Consider the following 15,942-nt stretch of genomic DNA (forward strand, 5'->3'; position numbering starts at 1 on the left):
GCGACCGGGCGGCGGCGATGGCCCGGTCGTCCCCGTCTGGCCTAGGCCCGCGGGACCTGCCAGCCGATGGCCTGCGCTTCGGCGCGGCGCAGCTCGTCGAGCAGGGCGGCGCGTTGCGGGGCCCGCTCGTGGGCCAGGGCGTCGGCGGCGAGCAGGTCGGCATGGCGTGCGCCAACCGTTTCCCGGAGCCAGGCCAGGCGCTGCAGGGTTTGCGGCGTGCAGGTCTGGCCGTCGAGATCGTCGGCCAGGTCGAGACGATGCGAGCGCCAGGCCTCGCGCAGGTAGAGCGCCTCGGCCGAGCCGGCAAGGGCCGTGCGCCAGCTGTCGATCAGTCGGTCCAGCCGTTCGAGCACGGCCGAACTGGCGCCGCGGCCGGCCAGTTCGGCCCGCCAGCGCCGGTAGCGGTCCAGGGCGATCGCCTTCTCCAGGCGAAACGCCGCCAGCGCCCGGGCGCTGCCGAGTGCCTCCTGGCCAAGCAGCCAGGCGAAGAACTGCCGCGTTTCGAAACGCTCGACCGGGTGGAAGCCCGGGCAGGCGAGGCCATCGCTGTTGAACTCGCGCAGCGGATCGAAGCGGTACAGGTAGCCAAAGTCGAACAGCCGGATGCGGCCGTCGTCGAGCACGTTGCCGGGGCACAGGTCCCACTCGAACAGGCCGGCGGAGGCGAGCGTGATGACGCAGTCGAACAGGTCTGCCAGGCGCGCTTCATCCCAGTCGCCGACGACCTCGCCGTCGATCCAGGGCGACAGCAGCACGCCGTGACGAAAACTCGCATAGCAGGTGTCGACGATCCCGGCGAGCGGCTCGGCCAGCTCGGGCCGGGCCTTCAGCGCGCGCAGGTCGGCGCGCCGCTGGACCTCGTTGAGAAAAGAGGTCTGGCCATCGGCGTTCTGCACCAGGCAGCGCTCGCGGGCGCGCTTGAGCGTCCAGCTACGGCCTGCCGCTTCGATCCGGTAGACGTGGGCGGTGAGCCCGCCGGACAGCATGCGACTGACATAGGGTTCGCTGCCGTCGGTGGCGACCAGCGTGGCCAGCGGCAACGGGCAGTCCTGCGGCTGGCCGACTTGCAGTTCCGCTCCGCTGGCGACAAAGGCCAGCTGCGCCTGCTGGCGCGGGTTCAGGGTTGCGTTCATTGCGGGCTCCAGGCAGGGGGCGGCTGCGTCCCGGGCTGCGGTCCGGGACGGGCGATTCAGGGGGTGAGCGATGCACCGGCCTGCACGACGACGATGCGGTCGTCGCCCAGCGTGCGGGCGAAGGCATAGGGCTGGCCGGGCGAAAGCAGTTTGTGTTCACCCGCGCCGATGGCTGGATGGCGCGCACGGAACTGGCCAATCCGCTGCCAGTGCTCGATCAATCCAGCGATCTCGGGCCGCTCGTGCTCGGCCCAGTTCATCGAGCTGCGGGTGCCCTGATACGGGTCCGAACCGCTGGCACCGAAGGCGCGCGCGCTTTCGTCGCCGTAATAGACCTGCACCGCGCCGGGCGCCAGCAGCAGGGCGGCGGCGAGGCCACGCTGGCGCGTCAGGTCGCCCTTGGCCAGCTGATTGAACAGCGCGGTGTCATGGGACGAGGCATAGCTCAGCAGGTTGTGCCCGGGCGTGTCGGCCAGGCGCCGGCCATAGTCGGCGTAGCTGGGTTCGGCGGCGGCGAGGCAGTCGCTGGCAGCCACGGCCTGCTCCTGAAAGTCGAAGTTGATCAGCGCATCGAAGCCCTGGTTCAGATAGTCGCTGGCTTCGGGGCCGTGGCCGAACACTTCGCCGACCATCCAGAACGGCTCGCTGGCCATGGGATCGTCCGGGTTGGTACGAGCCCAATCGGCGCGGGCGCGCTCCGCGGCGGCGCGCAGTTCGGCCCAGGTGGCGGGTTCGACATGCTTGACGGTGTCGACACGAAAGCCGTCGACGCCGAACTCGCGGACCCAGCCGGTCAGCCATTCGATCAGGTAGTCGCGCACCCGGTAGCCCTCGCGCGGCTCGGCGCGGGTCTGCGCCTTGCGCGCGAGAAACTCCGGCAGCGCGACGACCGCCTCGGATTCGGTGCGGAAATCCGGCAGGAAGGCCAGCGAGCCCTTGAGCGGATCAACGGTGCTGCTGGGCGGTGTGTCGTAATCGGCGATGCCGGCGCGCACCCAGTCGCGACCCCACCAGGCGGCCCAGCTCGGGTGCTCGTAATCCACCAGGTTGTGGTAGGCGTGCAGATTCTCGTGGGCTTCTGGCTGCCAGGCGCTCCACTGCTCGGGCAGGTAGTCGGCCATGCCGTCGCGCAGGGCGCCGAAGCCTATCTGCTGCATGTCCTGCAGGGTCGAGTAGCCGGGGTGGTTCATCACCACATCGAACAGCACGCGGATGCCGCGGGCATGGGCCTCGCTGATGAGGGTGCGCAGGTCGTTGTCGTCGCCCATGTTGGCGTCGAGTTGGGTGAAATCCAGCGCGTAATAACCGTGGTAGCCGTAGTGGCGGAAGTCGCCGCTATCGCCGCCGCCAACCCAGCCGTGGATCTGCTCGTAGGGCGCACTGATCCACAGCGCATCGACGCCGAGGCTGGCGATATGGTCGAGCCGTTCGGTCAGCCCCTTGAGGTCGCCGCCGTGGAAGGTGCCGATCTCGTCGGCCCCGTCCGGCTCGCGGCCATAGCTGCGGTCGTTGCTTGGGTCGCCATTGGCGAAACGGTCGGTGAGCACGAAGTAGACGATCGCGTTGCGCCAGTCGCGCGGTGCCGGTTTGGCGGGGTCGGCAGCTTCGAGCAGCAAGAGGCCGTCGCTGCCGGCGGCGGGTTGCAGTGTCACCTGACCGTTGCGCACGACCGCCGTGGCGCCGGACAGCGCGTCGCGCAGGGTCTGGCCATCGCGGAACACGTCGCCAACGGCCACCTCCACCGCGCCGCCGTCCCAGGCCCGGCAGACCGGTGCAGCCGCCTTCGGCTCGGCGGCCTTGACTGGCAGCAGACGCAGCGCCGCTGAGGCGCCGGTCTCGACGATCAAGCGATAGCGTCCGGCCTCGGGCACTTCGTAGCGGTAGGCGCTGTCTTTGCCAAGCGGCTGACGACGGAACGGCGCAAGCGAGGTGTTTTCGACGCCTGATTGCGGCATCACCAGATGCAGCCGGCCGGGTTCGAGTTCTAGCACCGTGTCATAGCGATCGGCAGCCAGGGCATTCCAGTTCAGTGGCAGCGGCTGGTCGTTCAGGCGAACGCTCAGCTCGGGAGCGGCGAGGCTGGACAAGGGCAGGGCGAGGCCGAACAGTAGCGGCAGGGCGGATAACCAGTGGGCTCGCATCAAATGTGGCTCCATTATGCTTTTTCGCTACATTTGACCGCGCGTTGGCAGCCGGGTATAGGCGTAAACCCGAGGCTGATGGCGTATTTTGTGCCGTTGCGACGGCTGATCTACGCCCCGCTTCTACGCCCTCCGCCCCCTCGGGGAGGAGGATGCACATGGAACGGGACGCGCCGAGGATGGAACGACTGTCAGAGCCTCAGGCCGGCAGCAGGTGGAACAACTAATAAGAAGCCACGAGGAAAGCGAAGCATGAACAAGAAATTCTGGTGTATCGCCACCGTCGGCCTGGCGGCGACCTTCAGCCTGCCGCTACCGGCGCTGGCGGCGATCGAGGAAGGCAAGCTGGTCGTCTGGATCAACGGCGACAAGGGCTATAAAGGCCTTGCCGAAGTCGGCAAGAAGTTCACCGCCGAGACCGGCATTCCCGTCGAAGTGGCTCACCCGGACAGCGCCACCGACAAGTTCCAGCAGGCAGCGGCCACCGGCAACGGCCCGGACATCTTTATCTGGGCCCACGACCGCATCGGCGAATGGGCCAAGAGCGGCCTGCTCACTCCCGTCACCCCCAGCGCCGAGACCAAGTCGGGCATCGCCGACTTCTCCTGGCAGGCGGTGACCTACGACAACAAGCTGTGGGGCTACCCGATTTCGGTGGAAACCATCGGCCTGATCTACAACAAGGCGCTGGTGGACACCCCGCCCAAGACCTTCGATGACGTCATGGCGCTCAACGAGAAGCTCTCCGCGCAAGGCAAGCGCGCCATCCTCTGGGACTACAACAACACCTACTTCACCTGGCCGCTGCTTTCGGCCAAGGGCGGCTACGTGTTCGAGCAGACCGACGGCGGCTACGACGTCAATTCCACCGGGGTGAACAACGCCGGCGCCAAGGCCGGTGCACAGGTGCTGCGCGATCTGATCGACAAGGGCGTGATGCCCAAGGGCGCGGATTACAGCGTGGCCGAAGCGGCGTTCAACAAGGGTGACTCGGCGATGATGATCAGCGGCCCTTGGGCCTGGTCGAACATCGAAAAAAGCGGCATCGACTTCGGCGTGGCACCGATCCCTGCGGTCGATGGCGAGCCGAGCAAGCCCTTCGTCGGTGTCGCCGCGGCGCTGCTAAACGCGGCCAGCCCGAACAAGGACCTGGCCGTGGAATTCCTCGAGAACTACCTGCTGCAGGTCGAGGGCCTGAAGACGGTCAATGCCGACGTGCCGCTGGGCGCCGTGGCCAATACCGCCTACATGGAAGAGCTGTCTGCCAACCCGCACATCAAGGCGACATTCGAGAACGCCCAGATGGGCGAGCCGATGCCCAACGTGCCGGAGATGGGGGCGTTCTGGTCGGCCATGGCTGCCGCGCTGACCAACATCTCTTCCGGTCGACAGGATGTCGACGCCGCCCTGGACGATGCCGCCAAGCGCATCACCCGTTGAGCCGCTCGCCGGCCGCCTGTACAGGCGCGCCGGCAGACTAAGCTCCGTTCATAAAGGTTCTTCTCCCGTGAATGCCCGTGCCGAGTTGCCCAGCCCTGCCATGACCCGTTCGACTTCCCGGGGCCTGCCCCGCTCCCTGACCACCGGCCTGCGCTGGCTGCTTTGGCTGGCCTTCAACGCCTTCGCGCTGTATCTGGTGGTCGCGCTCTACGTCCAGAAGCAGATGGCCTTCGCTCTGCTCGGGCTGGTGGTCACCGGCATCGCCAGCTATCTGTTCATCAACCGGCGCATGTACGCGCAGCGCTACATCTTCCCGTCGGTGGCGGGCATGCTGGTTTTCGTGATCTTTCCACTGCTCTATACGGTGGGCATTGGCTTCACCAACTACAGTGGCACCAATCTGCTGAGTCAGGCCCAGGTCGAGCAATATCACCTGAGCCAGACCTACCTGGCTGGCGAGCGCTTCCGCTTCAGTCTGCACCCGAGCCCGGAGGGCGAGCGCCTGCGCATCGACAAGGGCGAGCAGGGCGTGTTCGTCAGCCCGCCGTTGACCGGCGAGCCTGACGCCGAATCGCCGCTGCTCCTGCAGCCGGCCGAAAGCGTCGAGGGGCTGGGCGATGCGCTGGCGTTGCGCGAGGTGATCCAGCGGCGCAAGGCCCTGGAGCAATGGGTGATGCAGGTGCCGGATGGCAGCCTGCTGCGCCTGTACGGATTGCGTGAAGTCGCCGCCGTGCAACCCGTCTATCGTCAGGATGGCCCCGGCGTTCTGGTCGACACCCGCAGTGGCGCGCGGCTGACCGCCGACATGGAGCGAGGCTTCTATGTCGACGAGGCGGGCAAGGCGGTGCCACCGGGCTTTACCGTGTTCACCGGCTTCGCCAACTTTTCCCGGGTGCTGACCGAACCGAGCATCCGCGAACCCTTCATGCAGATATTCGCCTGGACCTTCGCCTTCGCCGGCCTCACGGTGGTCTTCACCCTCGCGGTCGGCCTGGTGCTGGCCAGCCTGCTGCAATGGGAGCTGGTGCGCGGCAAGGCGTTCTACCGGCTGATGCTGATCCTGCCGTATGCGGTGCCGGCATTCATTTCCATTCTGGTGTTCCGCGGCCTGTTCAACCAGAACTTCGGCGAGATCAACCTGCTGCTCGACAGTCTGTTCGGCATGCGCCCGGACTGGTTCAGCGACCCGGCCCTGGCGCGAACGATGATCCTTATCGTCAATACCTGGCTCGGCTACCCCTACATGCTGCTGCTGTGCATGGGTCTCCTGCAGGCGATCCCGCGGGATCAGTACGAGGCTTCGGCCATCGACGGCGCCAGTCCGCTGGACAACCTGCTGCGCATCACCCTACCGCAGCTGATCAAGCCGCTGATGCCGCTGCTGATCGCAAGCTTCGCCTTCAACTTCAACAACTTCGTGCTCATCACCCTGTTGACCCGCGGTGGCCCGGACATCATCGGTGCGACCACCCCGGCCGGCACCACGGACCTGCTGGTGAGCTACACTTACCGCATCGCCTTCCAGGATTCCGGGCAGGACTTTGCCTTGGCCGCGGCGATTGCCACGATGATCTTCCTGCTGGTGGGCGCCATGGCGCTGCTCAACCTCAAACTCTCGAAAGTGAAGGTATAAGGAGACCCACATGGCCATGGTGCAACCCAGATCCGCCCGTTACCGGCTGTGGGCAACCCACGCGGCGCTGCTGGCGTTCGTTGCGGTGATCCTCTTTCCGCTGCTGATGGTGATCTCGATTTCCTTCCGCGAAGGCAACTTCGCCACCGGCAGCCTGTTCCCCGAGAGCCCGACCCTGGAGCACTGGTCGCTGGCTCTCGGCATCCCCTACACCCATGACGACGGCAGCGTCACCCAGCCGCCGTTCCCGGTGCTGTTGTGGCTGTGGAATTCGGTGAAGATCGCGCTGGCCAGCTCGGTGCTGATCCTGCTCCTGTCGACCACCAGCGCCTACGCCTTCGCGCGCATGCGTTTCGGCGGCAAGGCGCCGATCCTGAAGAGCATGCTGATCTTTCAGATGTTCCCGCCGGTGCTCTCGCTGGTGGCCATCTACGCGCTGTTCGACCAGCTCGGCCAGCACGTCAGCTGGCTCGGGGTGAACAGCCACGGCGCGGTGATCGTTGCCTCGCTGGGCGGCATGGCGCTGCATATCTGGACCATCAAGGGCTACTTCGAAAGCATCGATGCGTCGCTTGAGGAAGCCGCCATCGTCGACGGTGCGACCACCTGGCAGGCGTTCTTCCATATCCTGCTGCCGATGAGCGTGCCGATCCTGGCGGTGGTGTTCATCCTGGCGTTTATCACCAGCGTCACCGAATATCCGATCGCCTCGGTGCTGCTGATGGATGTCGACAAGCTGACCCTCTCGGTCGGTGCGCAGCAGTACCTCTATCCGCAGAACTACCTGTGGGGTGATTTTGCCGCGGCGGCGGTGCTGTCTGGACTGCCCATCACGGCGGTGTTCCTCTACTGCCAGAAGTGGATCGTCGGCGGCCTCACGGCGGGCGGTGTGAAGGGCTGAGGAAACGTAGCGAAACAGGGCGCGAGACCGGGGAGCGGGAACCATGCGAGCCGGTGCGCCAGGCCACGAGAAAAACAACAATAAGAACGAAAACAGGGAGCCGTCCATGAATGCCTCGATGCCAGCTTTGCTGCCGCTGATCCCCACCAAACTGGCGATCCCCATGCTGCCGCCGGGCCTGCTCGAACGCCCGCGCCTGGACGAGTGGCAGCTGCGCCTGCCGCAGGTGCGTCTGGCCGTGCTGCACGCGGCCAGCGGCTTCGGCAAGACCACCCTGGCGGCGCAGTGGGCGCGGGCTTTCGATGGCCGCGTCGCCTGGCTGCAGCTGCATGCCAGCGACAATCTGGCGCTGCAGTTCGGCCGCTACCTGACCCACACGCTGGATCGCCAGCTCGATGCCGGTTGCCCGCTGTCCGCTGCGCTCGCCGAGCAGGGGCAGGTGTCGCTGGATGCGCTGTTCACCCAGCTGCTGGCCGAGCTGCCGGGCGAGCACGAGGCAATTCTCATCGTGCTCGACGAGTTCGAGGTCCTGCACGAGCGCGAGCTGATTGCCGGGCTGCGTTTCTTCCTGCGCCACATGCCCTGCTGGATGACCTTGCTGGTGTGCAGCCGTCGCCTGCCGGAACTGGGCGTCGCCGAGCTGCGGGTCAAGCATCAGCTGCTGCTGCTCAATGCCCGTCAGCTGGCCTTCGAGGACGACGAGGTGCAGGCCTTGCTGCAGCTGGGCGTGCCGGTGAACATCAACCGCGAGCAGGTCGAACGGCTCAACCGGCGCATCGGTGGCTGGCCCTGCGCACTGCAGCTGGCGCTGCAGGAAGTGCAGACCAGCCGCGGCATGGACCTGTTTCTGGAGAACCTGCTGCTCGGCCACCCCGACATCCGCGACTACATGCGCGAACAGGTAATCGAGGGCCTGCCCGAAGACCTGCGTGGTTTTCTCGAAGCCACCTGCCTGCTCGACCGCTTCGATGCCGCGCTGGCCGACCGCCTGACCGAAGCCTGCCACGGTCGCGAGATGCTCGAACGGCTCGAGCGTGGCGGCCTGTTCATCCAACCGCTGGACAACCTGCGCCGCTGGTACAGCTACCATCCATTGTTCGCCGTGTTCTTGCAGGGCGAGCTGCGCACCCTCCAGCCGCAGCGGCTCAACCAGTTGCATCTGCGTGCCGCCGAAGCGCTGCTGGCCGAGAATCTGCCCGAGGAGGCCGCACGCCACGCGGTGCAGGCAGGCGATCCGCTGCAGGTCGCCGAAATACTCCAGCGCCACGGGCGCGCCTTCTACCGCCAGGGCCAGCTCGGGCTGCTGCAGCAATCCCTGGAAACCCTGCCGGAAACCGTGATTGCCGGCTCGCCGCTGCTCACCCTGCTGCAAGCCTGGGTGTCGCAGAATTCCTATCAGTTCGATCACGTCGAGCGCTGGTTCAAGGCCGCCGAGCTGGCCCTGCAGCGCAGCTGCTCCGAGCAGGACTGGGCGCGCATCGTCTGCGAATTCAATGCGGTGCGCGCGCAGGTGGCGATGAACCAGGGCGACGAGCAGCGCGCCATCGCCCTGGCCCAGGAGGCGCTGACCTGCGAGCCGCTGATCATGCGCACCTCGCGCGTGGCGGCGATGTCCGGGCTGGCCGAGGTGCACTTCGTTCAGGGCGCACTGCCACAGGCGCAGAAGCAGTACGAGGAAGCCGAGCGCCGTGCTCGCGAGATCAATGCCTCGCACCTGGTGGTCTGGAGCCTCGGCCAACTGTCGGAGATCGCCATCGCCCAGGGGCATCTGCAGAAGGCCTACACCCTGCAGGAACGGGCCATCCAGTACATCGAACAGCAGCATCTGCGTGCCACGCCCATTGTCGAGTTCATCTATCGGGTGCGCGGCCAGGTGCTGCTGGAGTGGCATCAGCTGGACGCCGCCGAGCAATGCGCGCTGCAGGGCATCCAGATTCTCGACGAGCTTGGCGACCAGCGCTGGCGCCTGCAGAGCCACACGTTGCTGGCCGGCGTCGCCTACGCCCGCGGCCAGCAGAGCGCTTGTGCCGATTACATCAGTCAGATGCAGGCGATGCTCGCCGATGATCGCTACCACATCGACTGGCTGGCCAACGCCCACGCGGTGATGCTTGCCTACTGGGATTCCAGCCAGGATCGCGAGGCGATTCGTCAATGGCTGATCAGCGCGCCACCGGTCAGCGCCGGCGCCAACCACTTCTCCCAGCTCAATGCGCGCAACCATGCCCGTGCCCACGTGGCGCTGGGACAGCTGGACAGCGCGCTGCCGATCCTGCGCCAGTTGCTGACCGATGCCGAGCGCCACGGCCTGGTGATGGATCGCAACCGTAACCACATCCTTCTGGCGCAGCTGCACTGGCTGCGTGAAGAACGCCAGCAGGCGCTGGATCACCTGCAACGGGCCATGACCCTGGCCAGTGGCAGCGGCGCCGTTGGCAGCTTCCTGCGGGTCGGCAAGCCGATCATTGGCATGCTCAAGTGCCTGCTGCACGAACGCACCCTCGACGAACCGGAAGCCCAGCGCGCCACGCGGCTGATCCAGCTGGCGCAGCAGCAGCGCGACTTCAGCCGCGCCATCCGCATCACTCTCGACGAGGCGGTGATCCAGGACATCATCAATCGCCCCGACGTCCCCGAGCTGATCCGCCGCTCACCGCTGACCCGGCGCGAATGGCAGGTGCTGAGCCTGATCCACGCCGGGCAGTCCAACGAGCAGATCGCCGATCACCTCAACGTTGCGCCCACCACCATCAAGACGCACATCCGCAGCCTCTACCAGAAGCTCAACATCACCCACCGCAGCGAAGCGGTGCAGCTGGCACGCGACCTGCTGAGCAAGATTCAGGGCGACTAGGCCCGCTCGCCGCCGCCGATGCGACCGGCTATGCTCGCGGGCCGTACAGCACAACAGGGATGTGGCGGATGATGACGACAGCTCAGCGAACCGCCCGGCACGCGCCGGGCGCAGTACAGCACGACGGGGGCCGCCCATGAGCCTGACCCGCGTCCTGTTTATCGCCGCCGTCCTGGGTCTCGGCTACAAGCTGTGGAGCGGGCATCAGCAGGAGATACTGCTCCAGGCAGGCACGACAATTAGCCCCTCGGGGTTCATCTCGGTGGCGATGCCCGGTGGTGCGCGCCCGGGCGTGGTGATGGTTTTCGCACCGGTCAACTGCCCTTCTGATGAAGCGCGGCGGGCCGACGAACTGGCGGCCGGGCTGTCCCGTATGGGCATCGCGGTGCAACGCTCCAGTCACTTCACTACCGAGACGAACAACCCCAACGCCGAGCAGCAGGCGCAGCTCCAGCGCACAGTCGCGGTGCTAAACGGTGGCATTCCCGCCGTGTTCTTCAATGGCATGGGCAAGGCCAACCCCACCCTGGACGAGGTAGTGGCCCAGGTTCGCGCGCCGCGCTGAACTCACCGGCAATGCGCCGCTAGCGCTTGGACTGCAGGACCTCGCTCAGCCCTTCCACTGCGTCTGGGCGAAGGCGGGCAGGGCGTTGGCGCGCTGCGACGCGGAGGCCAGGTGCGGAAAGGTGCCGTCCGGCGCCAGCGTGTCGGGCAGGGTGATACGGGCGAAGTCGTAGGCGACCACCGCGCTGATATCCACCTGGCTCATGCGCTCGCCGAGCAAGGGCCGCTCGCCGCGCTCGGCCTGGTGCGCATCCAGCAATGCCAGCGCGCCGCGCGCCTGGTCCTCGCAATGGCGATACCAGTCGTCCCAGACCAGTCCTTCTGGCCGCCGATCGCGTTCGTAGTAGGCCGCCACGGTTTTCTCGCAGGCACCGACGGCGAAGGCCAGCAGGTTCATCGCCTCGCTGCGCTGGGGGCCGGACAGCGGCAGCAGTGCGCGCTCGGCGCCCGCCTGCTGATCGAAATAATCGAGAATGGCGTTGCTGTCGATCAGCACCTGGCCATCGTCCAGCACCAGCGCCGGCAAGCGACCCAGCGGCGAGTATCCGCGAATCTTCAGACTATCCGTCAGTACGCTGAGCGGTTCGTTGGTGAATGGTACGTCCAACAGATGCAGGCTGACGCCGACGCGGCGGACGAAAGGCGACATGTAGCGACCGATCAGTTTCACAGGCAGTGCTCCAGAGGCGATTGGACGGTGCATCAACCCTAGTCGAGCCCGCCGGTGGATGCGAAGGCGCCGGGCCGAACCGTCCATCGCCTCGCCCGCTCGCCGCCGGGCGGGGGAGGAGGAGCGCAGCGCCAGGCTGTGGCACCCTCGGGCCTTCAGAGATGGAGGCGTTGCCATGGCGATGAGCGAGAAGCAGAAGATGCTGGCCGGCGGGCTGTACTACCCCGGTGACCCGGAGATCCTCGCCGATCAGGCCGCTGCCAAGGCCTGGATGGTGCGCTACAACGCGGCGCTCGCGGCCTCGCCGGACGAGCGTCGGGCGCTGCTGGCCGAGCGGCTGGCCTCGGTCGGTGCCGGCGCGGTGATCCGTCCGCCGTTCCACTGCGACTACGGCTACAACATCCACCTGGGCGAAGGCGCCTTTCTCAATTTCAACTGTGTGATTCTCGATGTGGTGGAGGTGCACATCGGCGCCGGTGCGCAGATCGGGCCGGCGGTGCAGCTCTACACCGCCGACCATCCGCGTGACCCCGAGGCGCGTCGTTCGGGCGTGGAGTTCGGTCGGCCGATCCATATCGGTCGCAATGTCTGGGTCGGTGGTGGGGCGATCATCCTGCCGGGCGTGACGGTGGGCGACGATGCGGTGATCGGCGCCGGCAGCGTGGTGACCCGTGACGTGCCGGCCGGCGCCACGGTGGTCGGCAACCCGGCGCGGATGTGCTGACCGGCTCGCTGTCGCCGTCTACGCCCTCGGCCAGCGGACCGTCTACGCCCGGCCCTTACGCCTGCGCCCGCCCGCCGCCGGAGGATGTTGCGACCGCTTGCCGCACCTAGAGTGACCCCGTCTTCACGCTCACTCAAGGTACGTGGTATGTCCGAGCAACTTCAGAACTGGTGGCGCGGCGGGGTGATCTATCAGGTCTACCCGCGCAGCTTCTTCGACAGCAACGGCGACGGCGTGGGCGACCTGCCCGGCGTGCTGCATAAGCTGGACTACATCGCCAGCCTCAACGTCGACGCCATCTGGCTGTCGCCCTTCTTCACTTCGCCGATGAAGGATTTCGGCTACGACGTGGCCGACTATCGCGGCGTCGATCCGCTGTTCGGCACCCTCGACGACTTCGTCCGGTTGGTCGAGGCCTGCCACGAACGCGGCATGCGCGTGCTGATCGACCAGGTGCTCAACCATTCTTCCGACCAGCATCAGTGGTTCGTCGAAAGCCGTTCCAGCCGCGACAACGACAAGGCCGACTGGTACGTCTGGGCCGATCCCAAGCCGGACGGCACCGTGCCGAACAACTGGCTGTCGGTGTTCGGCGGTCCGGCCTGGAGCTGGGACAGTCGGCGCCGGCAGTACTACCTGCACAACTTCCTCTCCAGCCAGCCGGACCTGAATTTCCACTGTCCGGCCGTGCAGGATCAGGTGCTCGACGACATGGAGTTCTGGCTCAAGCTGGGCGTGGACGGTTTCCGCCTGGATGCAGCGAACTTCTACTTCCACGACGCCGAACTGCGCGACAACCCGCCGAACACGGAGATTCGCGAAGGCAGCATCGGCGTGCGCGTCGACAACCCCTACGCCTACCAGCGCCATATCTACGACAAGACGCGGCCGGAAAACATGGACTTCCTGCGCCGTCTGCGGGCCCTGCTGCAGCGCTATCCCGGTGCCTCCTCGGTAGCCGAGATCGGCTGCGACGAATCCTTGCGCACTATGGCCGCCTACACCAGCGGCGGCGACACGCTGCACATGGCGTATTCCTTCGACCTGCTCACCGAGCAGTGCAGCCCGGCCTATATCCGCCACACCGTGGAAGGCATCGAGCGCGAACTCGCGGACGGTTGGTCGTGCTGGTCGATGGGCAACCACGATGTGGTGCGGGTTATGACGCGCTGGGCCCTCAATGGCCGGCCCGACCCGGAGCGCGGCAGGCTGCTGATGGCACTGCTGTTGTCCCTGCGCGGCAGTGTCTGCCTCTATCAGGGCGAGGAGCTGGGCCTGCCGGAAGCGGAACTGCGCTACGAGGATCTGGTCGATCCGTACGGCATTACCTTCTGGCCGGAATTCAAGGGCCGCGACGGCTGCCGCACGCCGATGCCGTGGCAGAGCGAGGCGCATCATGCCGGCTTTACCGGTAGCCAGCCGTGGTTGCCGGTGGACGACTCGCACCGTTCGCTTTCCGTGGCGGCGCAGGAAGCCGATCCGCACTCGATGCTCAACTGCTACCGTCGCTTCCTCGGCTGGCGGCGCGAGCAGCGTCTGCTGATCGAGGGCGATATCCGCATGGTCTACCATGACGACGCCCTGCTGGTGTTCGAGCGCCGGCTCGGGGGGGAGGTCTGGCTGTGCCTGTTCAACCTCGGCGATCTGCCGCGCAGCTACGAGCTGCCGGGGCAGGCGGTGCCGCTGGTGGACGTGCCGGCGAGTTTCGCCGAATACGACGGCCAGTGGGCGCGGCTGCCGGCCCATGGCTTCGGCTACGTGCGGCTCGCGGGTTAAGGGGGCGTCGGCAGCGGTGGGGGTGTCCCACCGCTGCGCCAGATAACGAGAGCTTGGCGGCATCAACGGAGAACAACAACGATGGCCAGTGTCACGCTGCGCGACATCTGCAAGAGTTACGACGGTACGCCGATCACCCGGCATATCGACCTGGATATCGAAGACGGTGAGTTCGTCGTCTTCGTCGGCCCGTCCGGCTGCGGCAAGTCCACGCTGCTGCGACTGATCGCCGGGCTGGAGGACATCACTTCGGGCGATCTGCTGATCGGCGACCAGCGCGTCAACGACCTGCCGCCGAAGGATCGTTCGGTTGGCATGGTCTTCCAGTCCTACGCCCTCTATCCGCACATGACCGTGGCAGAGAACATGGCCTTCGGCCTCAAGCTCGCCAGCGTCGATAAGCGCGAGATCGCCCGTCGCGTGGAAGCGGTCGCGGAAATCCTGCAGCTCGACAAACTGCTCGAGCGCAAACCCAAGGACCTTTCCGGTGGCCAGCGCCAGCGCGTCGCCATCGGCCGCACCATGGTCCGCGAGCCGAAGGTGTTCCTGTTCGACGAACCCCTGTCGAACCTCGACGCCTTCCTCCGCGTGCAGATGCGCATCGAGATCGCCCGCCTGCACCAGCGCATCCGCTCCACCATGATCTACGTGACCCACGACCAGGTCGAAGCCATGACCCTGGCCGACAAGATCGTCGTGCTCAACGCCGGCGAAATCGCCCAGGTCGGCCAACCGCTGCACCTGTACCACTACCCGCAGAACCGCTTCGTCGCCGGCTTCCTCGGCTCGCCGCAGATGAACTTCGTCGAGGTGCGCGCCGTCTCCGCCAGCCCGGAAGCCGTCACCGTGGAACTGCCCAGCGGTTACCCACTGACCCTGCCGGTGGATGGCAGCGCCGTCAGCGCTGGCGACCCGCTCACCCTCGGCATCCGCCCCGAACACTTCGTCATGCCGGACGAGGCCGACTTCACCTTCCACGGCCAGATCACTGTGGCCGAGCGTCTGGGCCAGTACAACCTGCTGTACCTCACCCTGGAGCGCCTGCAGGACGTCATCACCCTCTGCGTCGACGGCAACCTGCGCGTCACCGAAGGCGAAACCTTCGCCGCCGGGCTAAAAGCCGACAAATGCCACCTGTTCCGCGAGAACGGCGACGCCTGCGCCCGGCACTACCGCGAGCCGGCGATTTATGGGTGAGTGAAACCGCGCCGCTGGACTGGCGGCAGGGTTCTGCTAGGCCAGCTTTAATTGCGCCTGATCGAGTGCGGTAAAACGGCTCCTTCAGGCTGCTCAGTGCCGACGTCATACAGAGAGGCACGGTCCGCGTGATCGGTGACGCTAGAACCGTTGCCGTGGCGTTTGCTCGGTCGCGTCAAAGGCCAGGGGGTTCATCTGTCGGCCAAGGCCAGGTTTACACCGAGACCGGCAAATGATGCCGCGAAGCCCCGGCGCAGCCAGGCCTGAACTCGCTGCGATTCGATGACCGCCTTGCGAAATGCGTGCGCCAGCAGGCCGTAGACAGTAAAGATGGCAAATGTCATCAGCATGAAAGTCGCGCTGAGAACGAGCAGCTGCCCAAGCTCATCGCCGGCGCCCGGCCGGATGAATTGCGGCAGGAAGGCCAGGAAAAAAATGGTCAGTTTCGGGTTCAGCAGATTGACCAGCAGCGCCTTCGCAACCAGCGATCGAACCCTGAGTGGTTCACTATCGCCGCCCACCGCCAGCGCAGAGCGGTCACGCCAGGTCGCATAGGCGAGATAGAGCAGGTAGGCGGCACCTGCATAGCGCAGAGTCTCGAAGACCAGCGCACTGGAATGCAGGATCGCCGCGACACCGAGAATGGTCGCCAGCAGATGCGGCAGAATCCCGAGCGTACAGGCTGTCGCGGCCAAAATACCGGCGCGACGGCCGTGCATCAGCGCCGTCGAAACCGTATATATCACCCCCGCGCCGGGTATCAGCACGACGACCAGGCAGGTAATCAGATATTCGAGGCTGGGCATTTGGGCTCCTTGATAAGGGGCTGATCGACTGAGCCAGCATAGAGCATTGACGGGCGCCGCCCCAACCGGCGCATATCGCATCGCATGGTTCGTCGAAGGCCGC

At 66.2% G+C, this 15,942-nt stretch carries 12 protein-coding genes; 8 read left to right on the plus strand and 4 right to left on the minus strand.

Annotated features, from left to right (window positions below):
• Window positions 1–41: 41 nt before the first annotated feature.
• Both LW136_RS03750 and LW136_RS03755 read right to left on the minus strand, forming a co-directional pair.
• Complete coding sequence (locus LW136_RS03750) at window positions 42–1,133, minus strand: protein kinase family protein (RefSeq protein WP_234174691.1); 1,092 nt, start codon at window positions 1,131–1,133, stop codon at window positions 42–44.
• 56 nt (window positions 1,134–1,189) lie between these two features.
• Window positions 1,190–3,274: an alpha-amylase gene (locus LW136_RS03755; RefSeq protein WP_234174692.1), complete on the minus strand. Its 2,085-nt coding sequence runs from the start codon at window positions 3,272–3,274 to the stop codon at window positions 1,190–1,192.
• 252 nt (window positions 3,275–3,526) lie between these two features.
• Between LW136_RS03755 and malE the strand changes: the two genes are divergently transcribed.
• From malE to LW136_RS03780, 5 genes are all read left to right on the plus strand, one after another.
• Window positions 3,527–4,714 carry a maltose/maltodextrin ABC transporter substrate-binding protein MalE gene (gene malE / locus LW136_RS03760; RefSeq protein ID WP_230357673.1) on the plus strand — a complete coding sequence of 396 codons (1,188 nt, stop codon included), beginning with the start codon at window positions 3,527–3,529 and terminating at the stop codon, window positions 4,712–4,714.
• 67 nt (window positions 4,715–4,781) lie between these two features.
• Complete coding sequence (malF, locus tag LW136_RS03765) at window positions 4,782–6,347, plus strand: maltose ABC transporter permease MalF (protein ID WP_230357672.1); 1,566 nt, start codon at window positions 4,782–4,784, stop codon at window positions 6,345–6,347.
• A 10-nt stretch (window positions 6,348–6,357) separates the two neighbouring features.
• Window positions 6,358–7,248: a maltose ABC transporter permease MalG gene (malG, locus tag LW136_RS03770; protein ID WP_041016053.1), complete on the plus strand. Its 891-nt coding sequence runs from the start codon at window positions 6,358–6,360 to the stop codon at window positions 7,246–7,248.
• A gap of 106 nt (window positions 7,249–7,354) precedes the next feature.
• Window positions 7,355–10,102, plus strand: coding sequence for an HTH-type transcriptional regulator MalT (gene malT / locus LW136_RS03775; protein WP_230357671.1), 2,748 nt, complete (start codon window positions 7,355–7,357; stop codon window positions 10,100–10,102).
• Window positions 10,103–10,238: 136 nt separating this feature from the next.
• On the plus strand, window positions 10,239–10,667 hold the full coding sequence (locus LW136_RS03780) for a hypothetical protein (RefSeq protein ID WP_230357670.1): 429 nt from the start codon (window positions 10,239–10,241) through the stop codon (window positions 10,665–10,667).
• Between the two features lie 45 nt (window positions 10,668–10,712).
• On the opposite strand, the gene LW136_RS03785 is transcribed toward LW136_RS03780, so the two are convergent.
• Window positions 10,713–11,336 (minus strand): glutathione S-transferase family protein, encoded by a 624-nt coding sequence (locus tag LW136_RS03785; protein ID WP_041016056.1) that lies wholly within the window; start codon window positions 11,334–11,336, stop codon window positions 10,713–10,715.
• A gap of 175 nt (window positions 11,337–11,511) precedes the next feature.
• Here LW136_RS03785 and LW136_RS03790 point away from each other — a divergent pair, with 175 nt between their 5' ends.
• From LW136_RS03790 to malK, 3 genes are all read left to right on the plus strand, one after another.
• Window positions 11,512–12,060: a sugar O-acetyltransferase gene (locus tag LW136_RS03790; protein ID WP_234174693.1), complete on the plus strand. Its 549-nt coding sequence runs from the start codon at window positions 11,512–11,514 to the stop codon at window positions 12,058–12,060.
• A 147-nt stretch (window positions 12,061–12,207) separates the two neighbouring features.
• Window positions 12,208–13,836, plus strand: coding sequence for an alpha-glucosidase (locus tag LW136_RS03795; protein ID WP_230357668.1), 1,629 nt, complete (start codon window positions 12,208–12,210; stop codon window positions 13,834–13,836).
• An 81-nt stretch (window positions 13,837–13,917) separates the two neighbouring features.
• Window positions 13,918–15,033: a maltose/maltodextrin ABC transporter ATP-binding protein MalK gene (gene malK / locus LW136_RS03800; RefSeq protein WP_234174694.1), complete on the plus strand. Its 1,116-nt coding sequence runs from the start codon at window positions 13,918–13,920 to the stop codon at window positions 15,031–15,033.
• Window positions 15,034–15,224: 191 nt separating this feature from the next.
• On the opposite strand, the gene LW136_RS03805 is transcribed toward malK, so the two are convergent.
• Window positions 15,225–15,839 carry a LysE family translocator gene (locus LW136_RS03805; RefSeq protein WP_041016060.1) on the minus strand — a complete coding sequence of 205 codons (615 nt, stop codon included), beginning with the start codon at window positions 15,837–15,839 and terminating at the stop codon, window positions 15,225–15,227.
• Window positions 15,840–15,942 lie beyond the last annotated feature (103 nt).

This window comes from Stutzerimonas kunmingensis (assembly GCF_021432085.1).
Taxonomy (GTDB): Bacteria; Pseudomonadota; Gammaproteobacteria; order Pseudomonadales; family Pseudomonadaceae; genus Stutzerimonas.

Coding starts and splice junctions, on each gene's coding strand:
- LW136_RS03750 (WP_234174691.1), bottom strand. CDS start 1,133: ATGAACGCAACCCTGAACCCGCGCCAGCAGGCGCAGCTGGCCTTTGTC.
- LW136_RS03755 (WP_234174692.1), bottom strand. CDS start 3,274: ATGCGAGCCCACTGGTTATCCGCCCTGCCGCTACTGTTCGGCCTCGCC.
- malE (WP_230357673.1), top strand. CDS start 3,527: ATGAACAAGAAATTCTGGTGTATCGCCACCGTCGGCCTGGCGGCGACC.
- malG (WP_041016053.1), top strand. CDS start 6,358: ATGGCCATGGTGCAACCCAGATCCGCCCGTTACCGGCTGTGGGCAACC.
- malT (WP_230357671.1), top strand. CDS start 7,355: ATGAATGCCTCGATGCCAGCTTTGCTGCCGCTGATCCCCACCAAACTG.
- LW136_RS03780 (WP_230357670.1), top strand. CDS start 10,239: ATGAGCCTGACCCGCGTCCTGTTTATCGCCGCCGTCCTGGGTCTCGGC.
- LW136_RS03790 (WP_234174693.1), top strand. CDS start 11,512: ATGGCGATGAGCGAGAAGCAGAAGATGCTGGCCGGCGGGCTGTACTAC.
- LW136_RS03795 (WP_230357668.1), top strand. CDS start 12,208: ATGTCCGAGCAACTTCAGAACTGGTGGCGCGGCGGGGTGATCTATCAG.
- malK (WP_234174694.1), top strand. CDS start 13,918: ATGGCCAGTGTCACGCTGCGCGACATCTGCAAGAGTTACGACGGTACG.
- LW136_RS03805 (WP_041016060.1), bottom strand. CDS start 15,839: ATGCCCAGCCTCGAATATCTGATTACCTGCCTGGTCGTCGTGCTGATA.